This window comes from Streptomyces sp. NPDC107538 (assembly GCF_055657445.1).
This window is the reverse complement of the sequence record NZ_JBVKAY010000002.1, coordinates 85,866-101,151: the sequence shown is the minus strand read 5'-3', so window position 1 is coordinate 101,151 and position 15,286 is coordinate 85,866. Positions and strand designations below refer to the sequence as shown.

15 protein-coding genes are annotated in these 15,286 nt (G+C 68.9%); all 15 read left to right on the top strand.

Features of this window, described 5'->3' with window-relative positions; all coding sequences use genetic code 11:
- Window positions 1-111: 111 nt before the first annotated feature.
- The 15 genes from ACZ7MG_RS06305 to atpA all read left to right on the top strand — a co-directional run bounded on the left by ACZ7MG_RS06305 (window position 112) and on the right by atpA (window position 15,277).
- Window positions 112-1,812 (top strand): trypsin-like serine protease, encoded by a 1,701-nt coding sequence (locus tag ACZ7MG_RS06305; protein ID WP_471395339.1) that lies wholly within the window; start codon window positions 112-114, stop codon window positions 1,810-1,812.
- A gap of 212 nt (window positions 1,813-2,024) precedes the next feature.
- Window positions 2,025-3,176 carry an LCP family protein gene (locus tag ACZ7MG_RS06300; RefSeq protein WP_471395263.1) on the top strand — a complete coding sequence of 384 codons (1,152 nt, stop codon included), beginning with the start codon at window positions 2,025-2,027 and terminating at the stop codon, window positions 3,174-3,176.
- A gap of 348 nt (window positions 3,177-3,524) precedes the next feature.
- A complete protein-coding gene (gene rpmE, locus ACZ7MG_RS06295; RefSeq protein WP_018535357.1) occupies window positions 3,525-3,746 on the top strand; it encodes a 50S ribosomal protein L31 in 222 nt (73 codons plus the stop codon).
- A 133-nt stretch (window positions 3,747-3,879) separates the two neighbouring features.
- Entirely contained in the window at window positions 3,880-4,956 is a 1,077-nt protein-coding gene (prfA, locus tag ACZ7MG_RS06290; protein WP_471395264.1) for a peptide chain release factor 1, read from the top strand.
- A gap of 38 nt (window positions 4,957-4,994) precedes the next feature.
- Window positions 4,995-5,840: a peptide chain release factor N(5)-glutamine methyltransferase gene (prmC, locus tag ACZ7MG_RS06285; RefSeq protein WP_471395265.1), complete on the top strand. Its 846-nt coding sequence runs from the start codon at window positions 4,995-4,997 to the stop codon at window positions 5,838-5,840.
- 86 nt (window positions 5,841-5,926) lie between these two features.
- Window positions 5,927-6,574 (top strand): L-threonylcarbamoyladenylate synthase, encoded by a 648-nt coding sequence (locus tag ACZ7MG_RS06280; protein WP_033526519.1) that lies wholly within the window; start codon window positions 5,927-5,929, stop codon window positions 6,572-6,574.
- Entirely contained in the window at window positions 6,571-7,242 is a 672-nt protein-coding gene (locus ACZ7MG_RS06275; protein WP_471395266.1) for an arsenate reductase/protein-tyrosine-phosphatase family protein, read from the top strand. The genes ACZ7MG_RS06280 and ACZ7MG_RS06275 overlap by 4 nt, the downstream gene beginning before the upstream one ends.
- Before the next feature lie 68 nt (window positions 7,243-7,310).
- Window positions 7,311-8,549, top strand: a complete 1,239-nt coding sequence (locus ACZ7MG_RS06270) for a serine hydroxymethyltransferase (protein ID WP_471395267.1) — start codon at window positions 7,311-7,313, stop codon at window positions 8,547-8,549.
- Between the two features lie 141 nt (window positions 8,550-8,690).
- Entirely contained in the window at window positions 8,691-9,977 is a 1,287-nt protein-coding gene (locus tag ACZ7MG_RS06265) for an MraY family glycosyltransferase (RefSeq protein WP_471395268.1), read from the top strand.
- Window positions 9,978-10,333: 356 nt separating this feature from the next.
- A complete protein-coding gene (locus ACZ7MG_RS06260) occupies window positions 10,334-10,771 on the top strand; it encodes a hypothetical protein (protein ID WP_471395269.1) in 438 nt (145 codons plus the stop codon).
- A gap of 273 nt (window positions 10,772-11,044) precedes the next feature.
- A complete protein-coding gene (gene atpB, locus ACZ7MG_RS06255) occupies window positions 11,045-11,815 on the top strand; it encodes a F0F1 ATP synthase subunit A (RefSeq protein ID WP_471395340.1) in 771 nt (256 codons plus the stop codon).
- Between the two features lie 78 nt (window positions 11,816-11,893).
- A complete protein-coding gene (atpE, locus tag ACZ7MG_RS06250; protein WP_037695385.1) occupies window positions 11,894-12,127 on the top strand; it encodes an ATP synthase F0 subunit C in 234 nt (77 codons plus the stop codon).
- 41 nt (window positions 12,128-12,168) lie between these two features.
- Window positions 12,169-12,717, top strand: a complete 549-nt coding sequence (locus tag ACZ7MG_RS06245) for a F0F1 ATP synthase subunit B (protein ID WP_471395270.1) — start codon at window positions 12,169-12,171, stop codon at window positions 12,715-12,717.
- Window positions 12,714-13,529 (top strand): F0F1 ATP synthase subunit delta, encoded by an 816-nt coding sequence (locus ACZ7MG_RS06240; RefSeq protein WP_471395271.1) that lies wholly within the window; start codon window positions 12,714-12,716, stop codon window positions 13,527-13,529. The genes ACZ7MG_RS06245 and ACZ7MG_RS06240 overlap by 4 nt, the downstream gene beginning before the upstream one ends.
- Before the next feature lie 152 nt (window positions 13,530-13,681).
- Window positions 13,682-15,277, top strand: a complete 1,596-nt coding sequence (atpA, locus tag ACZ7MG_RS06235) for a F0F1 ATP synthase subunit alpha (protein WP_471395272.1) — start codon at window positions 13,682-13,684, stop codon at window positions 15,275-15,277.
- Window positions 15,278-15,286: the final 9 nt, after the last annotated feature.

Sequence of the window (15,286 nt, the reverse complement as noted above, 5' to 3'; positions counted from 1 at the left end):
TCTACGATCAGGTTCTTCATGTTCTGATCAACCATTGCACTCCCAGGGGGGAATTGAGTGGCTAGACCTTTGTCCGGAGCCATAGCCGCCGCGATAGCCGGGACGCTGTTGATGTCGTCCGCGGGCGGGGCCACCGCCGACACCGCCTCGACACCCGACGCGCTGGATGTGCGGATCGCCAAGGCGATGGCGGCGGACGACACCGCCCGTGTGGCGACGCGGGAGCCGTCGTCGACCGCGAGCGCGGACGACGAGGGTCCGGGGCGGTCCGCCCAGATCATCGGCGGCTCCGAGACCACGATCGCCTCGGCGCCGTGGATGGCCCAGCTCTGGTACTACGACCCGACCCAGGACCTCGGCTTCTTCTGCGGCGGTACGGTCGTCTCGCCGACGAAGATCCTCACGGCCGCGCACTGCGTCGACAAGAACTACTACGACTGGGCCGCGTACGGCGAGGTCATCACGGGCACCGACCGGCTGCCCACGGCCGTCTACAACGAGGACGGCAGCCTCGACCACGTCGACTACCACGGCGGCACCCGCAGCACGCTGTCGCGCCAGTGGAACCACTCCTCGTGGGACGAGGACGCGATCGACAACGACGTGGCCGTGCTGACACTGTCGGCGCCGGTCAAGGCCAAGCCGATCAGGATGACGTCGTCGGACGACACCGCGTCGTACGCGTCCGGCACCAAGGCCACGGTCTACGGCTGGGGCCGCACCAGCTCCACCAGCAACGACATCTCGGAGACGCTGAAGACGGCCACCCTGCCGATCGTCAGCGACACGACCTGCGGCAACACCTGGGGCAGCTACTTCGTCAAGGGCCACATGGTCTGCGCGGGCAAGCCCTCCGGCGGCACGGACGCCACCACCACGGCCACCTGCAACGGTGACTCCGGTGGCCCGCTCGTCGTCAACAACAAGATCGTCGGCGTCGTCTCCTGGGGCGTCGAGGACTGCGTGTACAAGGGTGCCTACCCGGTCTTCGCGAAGGTCAGCAAGTACGTCGGCGCGACCTACCCGAGGATCGACGACGCGGCCATCACCCGCGACGGCAAGGCCGACGTCTTCCTGCGCAACAAGGAGACCGGCACGGGCTACGTCCGCGCCTCCACGGGCTCCAAGCTCGGCGACCGCAAGGCCCTGACCGCCGAAGGCAGTTGGAAGGGCTACAACCTGGTCCAGCAGACCGACCTGAACCGGGACGGCTACCAGGACTACGTCCTGCGCCGCTCCTCCGACGGTGACGTCTTCTGGCGGCGGTACGTGCCCTCGTCCAAGACCTGGTCGACCACGCAGATCTTCGACAACTGGAAGACCCGCACCCGGATCGTCACCCCCGGTGACGTCACCGGGGACGCCCTGCCCGACCTGCTCTCGGTCGACTCGGCGGGCGCCCTGTGGATCTATCCCGGCAAGGGCACCGGCTCCTTCGGTACCCGCGTCAAGGTCGGCACGGGCTGGAACACGTACAACGCGGTGCTCGGTCACGGCGACTTCACCGGCGACGGCAAGGCCGACCTGATCGCGCGCACCAAGACCGGCTCGAACGTCTACCTCTACAAGGGCACCGGCAAGTCCGGCACGGGCGCCTTCGCGGCCCGGATCAAGGTCCGTTCGGACTGGAGCGCCTACAACACGCTCATCACTCCCGGTGACGTGAGCGGTGACGGCAAGGCGGACCTGCTGGCCCGTACGAAGGCCGGCACGCTGTACCTCTACAAGGGCACCGGCAAGGCCACGAGCGAGATCTTCAGCACACGGGGCTCGGTCGGTACCAGCTACGCCCAGTACGACCTGCTCGGCTGAAACACCAGGTGAGCCCGGTCCCACCGGGCTCATCTGTCACACACGGTGCCCATCGCGCTTTACGCGATGGGCACCGTTCGTCGTGCAACCCTTTCCCGGATTATCCCGTCTGACCGGACGGAGCGGCCGTGGAACGGCATGGCCGTATCCGACCCGACAGGCCTGGGCCTGAGCGCAGGGGGTAACCGACCGGAAAGAGAACCGAGGAGCAGATGTCCGCCGAGAGCACGCCGACACCCGGCACCCCGGGACAGACCGGCACCACCGGACCGCGTCACCGCGCGGCCAAGAGCCGCCGCCGCAGGAACCGCACGACACGCGGCGGGCACAGCAGAGCGGCGGTCGTCACCGCCTGGACGGCCGCGGGCGTCCTGGTGCTGGGCGGCACGGGAACCGGCTTCCTGTACTTCAAGCTCAACGGCAACATCAAGAGCGTCGACATCAACCAGGCCCTCGGCACCGACCGGCCGCTCGACGTCGACAACGGCTCGCAGGACATCCTCGTCCTCGGCTCCGACACCCGCGCGGGCAGCAACAAGAAGCTCGGCGGGGGCGTGGACGACGGCAGCGCTCGCTCCGACACGGCGATGGTCGTGCACGTGTACGAGGGCCACAAGCGGGCCAGCGTGGTCTCCATACCCCGGGACACACTCGTCGAGCGGCCCGAGTGCACCGACGCGAACGGCAAGACGCAGCCGGCGGCCTCGTACGCGATGTTCAACTCCGCGTACTCCACGGGCGGCGCGGCGTGTGCGGTGAAGACCGTCGAGTCCATGACCGGGATCCGGATGGACCACTACATCGAGGTCGACTTCTCGGGCTTCGAGAAGCTGATCAACGTTCTCGGCGGGGTCGACATCACGACCACCAAGGACATCAAGGACCCGGACAGCCATCTGGACCTCAAGGCCGGGGAGCACACGCTCACGGGCAAGCAGGCGCTGGGGCTCGTACGGACCCGGCACGGGGTGGGCGACGGATCCGACCTCGGGCGGATCCAGCTCCAGCAGGCGTTCATCAAGGCGCTGATCGAACAGGTCAAGTCCGTCGGGATCTTCAGCAGCCCCACGAAGCTCTACGATCTCGCCGACACCGCGACGGACGCGGTCACCACCGACTCCGACCTCGACACCGTCAAGTCCCTCGCGTCCTTCGCGAACGGCCTCAAGGGCATCGGCTCCAAGAACATGACCATGGTCACCATGCCGGTCCAGTACGACCCCGCCGACCCGAACCGTGTCCTGGTCGACAAGGACAAGTCCCAGCAGGTCTGGGCCGCCCTGAAGGCCGACAAACCGATCCCGAAGTCGGCGACGAAGGGCACGGCGACGGGGGCGGCGGACGGGGTTGTGGCCGCCGGCTAGCCCCGAGGGGACGTGGTGGCTTCCGGCCCGCCCCTGAAGGGGCGCGGGGAACTGCGCGAGCGGCCACGACGGCCCTGTGGTCGCGTACGGCGGTTACGAGGCACCCCGTAGCGCATGCCGAGCGGGGGAGGTCGCGCGGCCCGGCGCTCACGGGGCGCCGCCTGCGCCCACCCGTGCCGCCCCCAGCGGCACGACTGCCCGCAGCTGAAACGGGGCTGGGGAATACCTGAGCCCACCCCCTGGTTTGGGGAGATGGCACCAGTCCTGGCAGACTGGTACGTCGGCTCCGGTTCACGCTCCCGCATCCCGCGGCAGCGACCCGGCGCCCTCCCGAACCTAGGAGACACCTTGAAGCGCGACATCCACCCCGAGTACGTCGAGACGCAGGTCAGCTGCACCTGTGGCGCGTCGTTCACCACCCGTAGCACGATCGACAGCGGCACCATCCGCGCCGAGGTCTGCTCCGAGTGCCACCCGTTCTACACGGGCAAGCAGAAGATCCTCGACACCGGTGGCCGCGTGGCCCGCTTCGAGGCCCGCTTCGGCAAGGCTGCCGCTGCCAAGAAGTAGCGAGCCCCCAGCGCCGGTCGCCGCGCCCCCTCGGGGGTGTCGGGACCGGCGCTTTGCGGTGCGGCACACAGCTGCGCAGCCCAGGAGTGCAGCCCACTCACAACGTCGTACGTCGTACAGGGAGCCGGAGAAGATGTTCGAGGCGGTCGAGGAACTGGTCGGGGAACACGCCGACCTGGAGAAGAAGCTCGCCGACCCGTCGGTCCACGCGGACCAGGCCAACGCGCGCAAGCTGAACAAGCGCTACGCGGAGCTGACCCCGATCGTCGGCACCTACCGCTCCTGGAAGCAGACCGGCGACGACATCGACACGGCCCGTGAGTTCGCCGCGGACGACCCGGACTTCGCCGCCGAGGTCAAGGAGCTGGAGAAGCAGCGCGAGGAGCTGACCGAGAAGCTGCGGCTGCTGCTCGTGCCCCGGGACCCGTCCGACGACAAGGACGTCATCCTGGAGATCAAGGCCGGCGCCGGCGGCGACGAGTCCGCCCTGTTCGCCGGTGACCTGCTCCGGATGTACCTCCGGTACGCCGAGCGCGTCGGCTGGAAGACCGAGATCATCGACTCCACCGAGTCCGAGCTGGGCGGCTACAAGGACGTCCAGGTCGCCGTGAAGACCAAGGGCGGCAACGGCGCCACCGAGCCCGGCCAGGGCGTCTGGGCCCGGCTGAAGTACGAGGGCGGCGTGCACCGCGTCCAGCGGGTGCCGGCCACCGAGTCCCAGGGCCGTATCCACACCTCCGCGGCCGGTGTGCTGGTCACACCCGAGGCCGAGGAGGTCGACGTCGAGATCAACATGAACGACCTGCGGATCGACGTCTACCGCTCCTCCGGGCCCGGCGGCCAGTCCGTCAACACCACCGACTCCGCCGTGCGCATCACGCACATTCCCACCGGAGTCGTCGCCTCCTGCCAGAACGAGAAGAGCCAGCTGCAGAACAAGGAGCAGGCGATGCGTATCCTGCGCTCCAGGCTGCTCGCCGCGGCACAGGAGGAGGCGGAGAAGGAAGCCGCCGACGCCCGCCGCAGCCAGGTCCGTACCGTCGACCGCTCCGAGAAGATCCGTACGTACAACTTCCCGGAGAACCGCATCTCGGACCACCGCGTCGGCTTCAAGGCCTACAACCTGGACCAGGTCCTGGACGGTGAACTCGACGCGGTGATCCAGGCCTGCGTCGACGCGGACTCGGCCGCGAAGCTGGCAGCCGCGTAAGGCGGTTACGAGCACGACCAGTACGACGGAGGACTTGCGTGAACCTGCTGCTCGCGGAAGTGGCCCAGGCCACCCAGCGCCTGGCCGACGCCGGCGTGCCCTCGCCGCGCAACGACGCGGAGGAGCTCGCCGCGTTCGTGCACGGCGTCAAGCGGGGCGAGCTGCACACCGTCAAGGACGCCGACTTCGACGCCCGGTACTGGGAGGTCATCGCCCGGCGCGAGCAGCGTGAGCCGCTGCAGCACATCACCGGGCGGGCCTACTTCCGCTACCTCGAACTTCAGGTCGGGCCCGGGGTGTTCGTGCCCCGGCCCGAGACCGAGTCCGTCGTCGGGTGGGCCATAGACGCCGTCCGCGCGATGGACGTCGTCGAGCCGCTGATCGTCGATCTGTGCACCGGCTCCGGCGCCATCGCCCTCGCCCTCGCCCAGGAGGTGCCGCGTTCGCGCGTGCATGCCGTGGAGCTGTCCGAGGACGCCCTGACGTGGACCCGCAAGAACATGGCGGGCTCCCGCGTCGACCTGCGCCAGGGGAACGCCCTGGACGCCTTCCGCGACCTCGACGGCCAGGTCGACCTGGTCGTCTCCAACCCGCCGTACATCCCGCTCACCGAATGGGAGTACGTGGCGCCCGAGGCCCGCGACTACGATCCCCAACTCGCCCTGTTCTCGGGGGAGGACGGCCTGGATCTGATCCGCGGCCTGGAACGCACCGCACACCGGCTCCTGCGCCCCGGGGGTGTCGTCGTCATCGAGCACGCCGACACCCAGGGCGGCCAGGTGCCCTGGATCTTCACCGAGGAGCGGGGCTGGGCCGACGCGGCCGACCACCCGGACCTCAACAACCGGCCGCGGTTCGCGACCGCCCGCAAGGCACTGCCGTGAGCAGGCCGACGAGCACGCGCGCGCGCCCGCGCACGTGTTTGATGAGTTCACTTCAGCAGCAGTACGTGTACGAGGAGGCCCGCTAGATGGCACGGCGATACGACACCAACGACGCGACCGACCGCGCCACCGGTCTGCGCGAGGCCGCGTCCGCCATTCGCCGGGGCGAGCTCGTGGTGCTGCCGACGGACACCGTGTACGGCATCGGCGCGGACGCGTTCACGTCGGAGGCCGTGGCCGACCTGCTGGAGGCCAAGGGCCGGGGCCGCAACATGCCCACGCCCGTGCTCATCGGCTCCCCGAACACCCTGCACGGCCTGGTCACGGACTTCTCCGAGATGGCCTGGGAACTGGTCGACGCGTTCTGGCCGGGCGCGCTCACGCTCGTCGCCAAGCACCAGCCGTCGCTGCAGTGGGACCTCGGCGACACCCGGGGCACCGTCGCCGTACGCATGCCGCTGCACCCGGTCGCCATCGAGCTGCTGACCGAGGTCGGTCCCATGGCGGTCTCCTCCGCGAACCTGACCGGGCACCCGGCGCCGGAGAACTGCGACGCCGCCGAGGCGATGCTCGGTGACTCCGTCTCCGTCTACCTCGACGGCGGTCCGACCCCCGGCAACGAGCCGTCGTCCATCGTCGACGTCACCGGCAAGGTGCCGGTGCTGCTGCGTGCGGGCGCCCTGTCGGCGGAGGAGCTGCGCAAGGTCGTACCCGACCTCGAGGTGGCGAATTGACGGCCCCTGACGCGGGGCGTGGCATATGGGACGGGGAAGAGACGCGGACCTTCACGGGGCTGCCGCGGGACACCTTCCGCATCCTCCACGTCAGCACCGGCAACGTGTGCCGCTCGCCGATCACCGAGCGGCTGACCCGGCATGCCCTGGCGGACCGGCTCGGGGACCCGCTGTGGGGCGGGCTGGTCGTCGAGAGCGCGGGGACCTGGGGGCACGAGGGGGCGCCCATGGAGGCGAACGCCGAGGCGGTCCTCGCCCACTTCGGCGCGGACACCTCCGGTTTCACGGGGCGGGAACTGCTGGACGAGCATGTGATCATGGCCGACCTGGTGCTGACGGCCACGCGTGACCACCGGGCCCAGGTCATCTCCATGGGGCACTCCGCCGGGCTGCGCACCTTCACCCTGAAGGAGTTCACCCGCCTCGTCCGCGCGATCGACCCGACCACCCTCCCTCCCCTGGAGGAGGGCATGGTCGTCCGCGCGCGAGCGCTGGTCCGCGCGGCGGCGGCTCTACGCGGGTGGCTCCTGGCCCCGACGGCCGAGGCGGACGAGGTCTACGACCCGTACGGCGCCCCGCTCCCGTTCTTCCAGTCGGTGGGGGACGAGATAAACCAGGCGCTCGACCCGGTGGTGACGGCGCTGACGGGGGTGCCGGCCAGGGCGTAACGCCGGGCGCGCGAGGAGCCGCGGGTCTACATTGGCCGTACGTCACCGTCGACGCCCCGGAGTCCATCATGTCGGTCACCCCTGTTCTCGAGGCCGATGTCCTGCGGCGGCAGGACCCTGAGCTGGCCGACATCCTGCTGGGTGAGGTCGATCGGCAGGCGACGACGCTGCAGCTCGTCGCCGCCGAGAACTTCACCTCGCCCGCGGTGCTGGCCGCGCTGGGGTCGCCGCTCGCCAACAAGTACGCGGAGGGCTATCCCGGCGCCCGGTACCACGGCGGCTGCGAGATGGTGGACGTCGCCGAACGGCTGGCCGTGGAGCGGGCGAAGGCGCTGTTCGGGGCCGAGCACGCCAACGTACAGCCGCACTCCGGGTCTTCGGCCGTGCTCGCCGCCTACGCCGCCCTGCTGCGCCCCGGCGACACCGTCCTGGCGATGGGCCTGCACTTCGGCGGGCACCTCACCCACGGGTCGCCGGCCAACTTCTCCGGCCGCTGGTTCGACTTCGTCGGATACGGCGTGGAGGCCGAGTCGGGGCTGGTCGACCGCGAGCAGGTGCGCACCCTCGCCCGTACGCACCGCCCCAAGGCCATCGTGTGCGGCTCCATCTCCTATCCCCGGCACATCGACCACGCCTTCTTCCGCGAGGTCGCCGACGAGGTGGGCGCGTATCTCATCGCCGACGCCGCCCATCCGATCGGCCTGGTCGCCGGGGGAGCCGCGCCCAACCCGGTGCCGTACGCCGACATCGTGTGCGCCACCACGCACAAGGTGCTGCGGGGGCCGCGCGGCGGGATGCTGCTGTGCGGGAGCGAGCTGGCCGAGCGGGTGGACCGGGCGGTGTTCCCGTTCACCCAGGGCGGCGCGCAGATGCACACCATCGCCGCGAAGGCCGTCGCGTTCGGGGAGGCGGCAACACCGGCGTTCACGGCGTACGCCCATCAGGTGGTCGCGAACGCCCGCGCACTGGCCCGGGGTCTGGCCGAGCAGGGCCTCGTGGTCGTCACCGGCGGCACCGACACCCACCTCCTGACCGTCGATCCCGCGCCACTCGGCGTAGACGGACGGACCGCGCGGGGGCGGCTCGCGGCGGCCGGGATGGTCCTGGACTGCTGTGCGCTGCCTCACGGGGACGCCCGTGGCCTGCGGCTGGGCACGGCCGCGCTGACCACGCAGGGCATGGGCGAGGCCGAGATGGCACGGCTCGCCGTCCTGTTCGCGGAGGCCCTCGGAGACGGCGGGGACGGCAAGCGGACGCGTGAAGAAGTGCGGGACCTGGCCGGAAGATTTCCGCCGTATCCACGCTGAGGTGGGGTAGACGCACCACCAGGCACAGCATCACGTGCAACCATCGTCGCTACCCGGATGTCCTCCACCGTATGCGTGCATCGCCGCGCGCATCGCTAGGGTGTGAGGCTGTGATGGCCAGCGAGACCTGTGGGGAAGCCCGTGCGTGAATACCTCCTGACGCTCTGCATCACGGCCGCGGTGACGTACCTGCTGACAGGGCCGGTGCGGAAGTTCGCGATCGTGGCCGGAGCCATGCCGGCGGTCCGCGCGCGCGACGTACACCGTGAGCCCACCCCCCGCCTCGGCGGTATCGCGATGTTCTTCGGGCTGTGCGCGGGTCTGCTGGTCGCCGACCACCTGACCAACCTCAGCGAGGTCTTCGCCGAGTCCAACGAGCCGCGCGCGCTGCTGTCCGGGGCCGCGCTGATCTGGCTCATCGGTGTCCTGGACGACAAGTTCGAGATCGACGCCCTGATCAAGCTCGGCGGGCAGATGATCGCCGCCGGTGTGATGGTCATGCAGGGTCTGACGATCCTGTGGCTGCCCATCCCCAGTGTGGGCATCGTCGCGCTGACCCAGTGGCAGGGCACCCTGCTGACGGTCGCCCTGGTCGTCATCACCATCAACGCGGTCAACTTCGTCGACGGTCTCGACGGGCTCGCGGCCGGCATGGTCTGTATCGCCTCCGCCGCGTTCTTCATGTACGCCTACCGCCTCTGGTACAGCTACGGCATCGAGGCCGCGGCCCCCGCCACACTGTTCGCGGCCGTCCTGATGGGCATGTGCCTGGGCTTCCTGCCGCACAACATGCACCCGGCCCGGATCTTCATGGGCGACTCGGGGTCGATGATGATCGGCCTGGTGCTGGCGGCCGGCGCGATCTCCATCACGGGTCAGGTCGACCCGGACGTGATGAACCTGTACGGCTCGGAGCGCAGCACGGTCTACTCGATGGTGCCGGTCTACATCCCGCTGCTGATGCCGCTGAGCATCCTCGCGATCCCGGCGGCCGACCTGATCCTCGCGATCGTGCGCCGCACCTGGCGGGGCCAGTCGCCGTTCGCCGCCGACCGGGGGCATCTGCACCACCGGCTCCTGGAGGTCGGACACTCGCACAGCCGAGCCGTGCTGATCATGTACTTCTGGTCGGCGGTCATCGCCTTCGGCACCCTGGCGTACACGGTGAACTCGGCGTCCATGTGGATCGTCCTCGCCATCGCCATGCTCAGCGGGGTCGGCCTCTTCCTCCTGCTGCTGCCCCGCTTCACGCCGCGCGCCCCGCTCTGGGCCCAGCGCTTCGTGCCGCCCCGCTACCGCCGCCGCCGCGTGGTCCCCACCGTCGCCGCGGAGCCCGTCGCCGACTGGGCCCCGTCCTTGAACGGAGCGACGGCGATCGGGGGCAGGACGCACGAAGCGGAACGCAGCCCGGCGGGCGCCCGCCACTGAACCGGGACCGTCCGTCGTGCGGGCGGAGGGTCGGGGCGTCGCGCTGACGGCAAGGTAAGAATCTGACTAACACTTTGCCGATGCCATGCAAGAGCCTGACCGGGCAAACCGGCCTTATACCAGACAAGTCGGCATCGATTTTGCACAGACGGGCAGGTTCACTCTCATGTGTGACGTCTGGCACGCCATTCAGGTAAAGACCTCATCAAATAGTTTGTGATACGGTTCACGAGAACCCGGGACAGAGCCGAAGGGCCGCATTACGACGGTCCGTTGGCGGGAGATTTCCGCTCGCCCCCGGGGTCTACGCTCGTCCATGACGACACCCTGCCCCCTTAGCAAGCGGAGTTGCCGCCATGCCGTCCAATGACGTCCGGATCCTCCTTCAGGCCGCCGTACCCACGGCTGCCGCCGGCGCGATCGCCGCTGTCGTCAGCGGTGTGGTCGTCGGAGGCAAGGGGGCTCTCGGCGCCGTTGTGGCGGCGGTGATCACGATCCTCTTCATGGGAATCGGGCTCTACGTTCTGCAGCGCACCGCCAAATCGCTTCCTCATCTGTTCCAGATGATGGGACTGATGCTTTACGCGGCACAGATTCTGCTGTTGTTCATCTTTCTGTCCGCGTTCAAGAACACCACCCTGTTCCACCCCAGGGCCTTCGCGTTCACGCTCGTCGCCACCACCCTCGTGTGGATCGCGGCACAGACGCGTGCCCATATGAAGGCCAAGATCCTCTACGTCGAACCCGATGCGCCGACGGGCAACAAGCCCGAAAAATCGGGGCACTCGTCGTGAGGAGTAGGGCCGGGATAAGGGCGTGTGCGAACTCCTGCTATCGTCCGGTGCCAACTGCGGCATCGCGGGCGCGGGCATCTGAGCTGACGCCTGCTCAATCGCGAGGCTTGATGCCCCCCAGCCGCCCCCACATCCGTAACACCAGTCCAGTGCCGACCCGCGGCTGCGCGCCGCGCCGACACAACGAGGTTGCCGTACCCATGCGTCACGCCGAAGGAGCCCGTGGTGAGTGCTGACCGGACCCAGCTCGCCTTTGACTGGAGCTGTCGGATCATGTCCGACAACGGCTGTGGCTTCCCGGCTCCGGGCCTGCACTCGTTCCTCTTCAAGCCGATCGCCACGGTCGGCGGGTTCGAGTTCAACAAGGTGATGCTGCTCGCCCTGATCACCACCCTTCTGGTGATCACCTTCTTCACCCTCGCCTTCGGCAAGGCGAAGGTGGTCCCGGGCAAGCTGCAGATGATCGGCGAGGCGGGCTACGACTTCGTACGCCGCGGCATCGTCTACGAGACGCTGGGCCGGAAGGAGGGCGAGAAGTACGTCCCGCTGATGGTCTCGCTGTTCTTCTTCATCTGGCTCATGAACATCTGGTCCGTGATTCCGCTGGCCCAGTTCCCGGTGTCGTCGATCATCGCCTACCCGATGGTCCTGGCCGCCATCGTCTACGTGGTCTGGGTCTCGCTGACCTTCAAGAAGCACGGCTTCGTCGGCTTCTTCAAGAACGTCACCGGCTACGACAAGTCGCTCGGCCCGGTGCTGCCGCTCGTCGTGGTCATCGAGTTCTTCTCGAACCTGCTGGTCCGCCCGTTCACGCACGCGGTGCGACTCTTCGCCAACATGTTCGCCGGCCACCTGATGCTGGTCATGTTCACCGTCGCCTCCTGGTACCTGCTGAACAGCTGGATGATCCCGGCGGCCGGTGTCTCCTTCGTCATGACCATCGTCATGATCCTCTTCGAGCTCTTCGTGCAGGCCGTCCAGGCGTACGTCTTCGTACTCCTCGCCTGCTCGTACATCCAGGGCGCGCTCGCCGAGCACCACTGAGCCCCGCCGCCCTACAAGCCCCTCAGAACGTCCGGTGGCCAACCCCCGCCGGTCCATGAAAGAGAAGGAAGAATCAGCATGGCTGCCATGGAGACCCTTGCCGCCCTCGAAGGCAACATCGGTGCTGTCGGCTACGGCCTCGCCGCCATCGGCCCCGGCGTCGGCGTCGGCATCATCTTCGGTAACGGCACCCAGGCCCTGGCCCGTCAGCCCGAGGCCGCCGGCCTGATCCGTGCCAACCAGATCCTCGGCTTCGCCTTCTGTGAGGCGCTCGCCCTCATCGGCATCGTCATGCCGTTCGTCTACGGATGATCGAGCCCTGACGAGCGAACCTTTCAACGAGAGGCACTGATGTGATCGCCAACCTGGTACAGCTGGCGGCCGGGGAAGAGCAGAACCCGCTCGTCCCGCCCGGCCCCGAGCTGCTCGTGGGCGCCATCGCCTTCGCCATCGTGTTCTTCTTCTTCTGGAAGAAGGCGCTCCCGAACATCAACAAGGTTCTGGAAGAGCGCCGCGACGCGATCGAAGGCGGTATCGAAGAGGCCGACCGCATGAAGGTCGAGGCCCAGAGCGTGCTGGAGCAGTACAAGGCTCAGCTCGCCGAGGCTCGGCACGAGGCCGCGCGGCTGCGCCAGGAGGCGCAGGAGCAGGGCGCCACGCTCATCGCCGAGATGCGTGCGGAAGGCCAGCGGCAGCGCGAGGAGATCATCGCCGCCGGTCACTCGCAGCTGGAGGCCGACCGCAAGGCCGCCTCTTCGGCGCTGCGTCAGGACGTGGGCAAGCTCGCCACCGACCTGGCCGGCAAGCTCGTCGGCGAGTCCCTTGAGGACCACGCCCGGCAGAGCCGCGTCATCGACCGCTTCCTCGACGACCTCGAGGAGAAGGCCGAGGCCGCGCGATGAACGGAGCGAGCCGCGAGGCCCTGGCAGCCGCCCGTGAGCGTCTCGACGCGCTGACGGACTCCACGTCCGTCGACGCGACGGTCCTCGGCGACGAGCTGGCCGCCGTCACCGCGCTGCTCGACCGCGAGGTGTCGCTGCGTCGGGTCCTCACCGACCCGGCGCAGTCCGGCGAGGCCAAGGCCGAGCTGGTCGGCCGCATCCTCGGCGGCCAGGTCGGCGCGACCACCGCCGACCTGGTGTCGGGCCTGGTGCGTTCCCGCTGGTCGCAGCCCCGCGACCTGGTGGACGCGCTGGAGCAGCTGGCCGACGTCGCCGACCTCACCGCCGCGCAGCAGTCGGGCACGCTCGACGACGTCGAGGACGAGCTGTTCCGGTTCGGCCGGATCGTCGCCTCGAACACCGAGCTGCGGGCCGCGCTGACCGACCGTGCCGCCGGTGCGTCCGCCAAGGGCGAGCTGCTGCGCAGCCTGCTCGGCGGCCGCGCCAAGGCCACCACCGAGCGTCTGGTGACGCGCCTCGTGACCGCGCCGCGTGGACGTAGCCTGGAGGCGGGACTCGACTCCCTGTCCAAGCTCGCCGCCGAGCGCCGGGACCGCGTGGTCGCCGTCGTCACCTCGGCGGTCCCGCTGAGCGACGCGCAGAAGCGCCGCCTCGGCGCCGCCCTGGCGAAGCTCTACGGCCGAGCCATGCACCTCAACCTCGATGTGGACCCCGAGGTCCTCGGCGGGATCCGGGTCCAGGTCGGCGACGAGCTGATCAACGGCTCGATCTCGGACCGACTCGAGGACGCCGGCCGCCGACTGGCGAGCTAGCACAAACTTCATAGCAGTAAGTAGCAGTACAGCAGTACGTACGTATGTCTGCGGCCCGGTTGGGCCGTGCAGAGGATTCACCTCTTTCAGGGGGGAGTCCCCATCCCCCCAAAGTGAAACTTCGGGCCCAACAAGGAGAGCAGGGAACCCAGATGGCGGAGCTCACGATCCGGCCGGAGGAGATCCGGGACGCGCTGGAGAACTTCGTCCAGTCGTACCAGCCGGACGCGGCCTCGCGCGAAGAGGTCGGTACGGTCACGCTTGCCGGCGACGGCATCGCGAAGGTCGAGGGTCTTCCCTCGGCCATGGCCAACGAACTGCTGAAGTTCGAGGACGGCACCCTCGGCCTCGCGCTCAACCTGGAAGAGCGCGAGATCGGCGCGATCGTCCTCGGTGAGTTCAGCGGTATCGAGGAGGGCCAGCCGGTCAGCCGTACCGGCGAGGTGCTGTCGGTCGCCGTGGGCGAGGGCTACCTCGGCCGCGTCGTCGACCCGCTCGGCAACCCGATCGACGGCCTCGGCGAGATCGAGACGTCCGGCCGCCGTGCCCTGGAGCTGCAGGCTCCCGGCGTCATGGCCCGTAAGTCGGTGCACGAGCCGATGGAGACCGGCTACAAGGCCGTCGACGCCATGACCCCGGTCGGCCGCGGCCAGCGTCAGCTGATCATCGGTGACCGTCAGACCGGCAAGACCGCCCTGGCCGTCGACACGATCATCAACCAGCGCGACAACTGGCGCTCCGGTGACGTGAACAAGCAGGTCCGCTGCGTCTACGTCGCCATCGGCCAGAAGGGCTCGACCATCGCCTCCGTGCGTGGCGCCCTGGAAGAGGCCGGCGCGCTGGAGTACACGACCATCGTCGCCGCCCCGGCGTCCGACCCGGCCGGCTTCAAGTACCTGGCGCCGTACACCGGTTCGGCCATCGGTCAGCAGTGGATGTACGAGGGCAAGCACGTCCTCATCATCTTCGACGACCTCTCGAAGCAGGCCGACGCCTACCGCGCCGTGTCGCTGCTGCTGCGCCGCCCGCCGGGCCGTGAGGCCTACCCGGGTGACGTCTTCTACCTGCACTCCCGTCTGCTGGAGCGCTGCGCGAAGCTCTCCGACGACCTCGGCGCGGGCTCGATGACCGGTCTGCCGATCGTCGAGACGAAGGCCAACGACGTCTCGGCGTTCATCCCGACCAACGTCATCTCCATCACCGACGGCCAGTGCTTCCTGGAGTCGGACCTCTTCAACGCCGGTCAGCGCCCCGCGCTGAACGTCGGTATCTCCGTCTCCCGAGTCGGTGGTTCCGCGCAGCACAAGGCGATGAAGCAGGTCTCCGGCCGACTGCGCCTCGACCTCGCCCAGTACCGCGAGCTGGAGGCGTTCGCCGCCTTCGGTTCCGACCTGGACGCCGCGTCGAAGTCGCAGCTGGAGCGTGGTCAGCGTCTGGTCGAGCTGCTCAAGCAGCCGCAGTACCAGCCGATGCCGACCGAGGACCAGGTCGTCTCCGTGTGGGCCGGTACCACCGGCAAGATGGACGACGTCCCCGTCTCCGACGTCCGCCGCTTCGAGAAGGAGCTGCTGGAGTACCTGCACCGCAAGGAGCAGGGCCTCATGACCTCCATCAAGGAGGGCGGCAAGATGTCGGACGACACCCTGACCGCTGTCGCCGACGCGATCGCCGAGTTCAAGAAGCAGTTCGAGACCGCGGACGGCAAGCTGCTCGGCGAGGACGCCCCGGCCGTCAACGTCTCCAAGTGACGTAAGGAA

Excerpts from the sequence above, each read along its gene's own strand:
- ACZ7MG_RS06305 (WP_471395339.1), top strand. The coding sequence starts at position 112 with ATGTCGTCCGCGGGCGGGGCCACCGCCGACACCGCCTCGACACCCGAC.
- ACZ7MG_RS06300 (WP_471395263.1), top strand. The coding sequence starts at position 2,025 with ATGTCCGCCGAGAGCACGCCGACACCCGGCACCCCGGGACAGACCGGC.
- prfA (WP_471395264.1), top strand. The coding sequence starts at position 3,880 with ATGTTCGAGGCGGTCGAGGAACTGGTCGGGGAACACGCCGACCTGGAG.
- ACZ7MG_RS06280 (WP_033526519.1), top strand. The coding sequence starts at position 5,927 with ATGGCACGGCGATACGACACCAACGACGCGACCGACCGCGCCACCGGT.
- ACZ7MG_RS06270 (WP_471395267.1), top strand. The coding sequence starts at position 7,311 with ATGTCGGTCACCCCTGTTCTCGAGGCCGATGTCCTGCGGCGGCAGGAC.
- ACZ7MG_RS06260 (WP_471395269.1), top strand. The coding sequence starts at position 10,334 with ATGCCGTCCAATGACGTCCGGATCCTCCTTCAGGCCGCCGTACCCACG.
- atpB (WP_471395340.1), top strand. The coding sequence starts at position 11,045 with ATGTCCGACAACGGCTGTGGCTTCCCGGCTCCGGGCCTGCACTCGTTC.
- atpE (WP_037695385.1), top strand. The coding sequence starts at position 11,894 with ATGGCTGCCATGGAGACCCTTGCCGCCCTCGAAGGCAACATCGGTGCT.
- ACZ7MG_RS06240 (WP_471395271.1), top strand. The coding sequence starts at position 12,714 with ATGAACGGAGCGAGCCGCGAGGCCCTGGCAGCCGCCCGTGAGCGTCTC.
- atpA (WP_471395272.1), top strand. The coding sequence starts at position 13,682 with ATGGCGGAGCTCACGATCCGGCCGGAGGAGATCCGGGACGCGCTGGAG.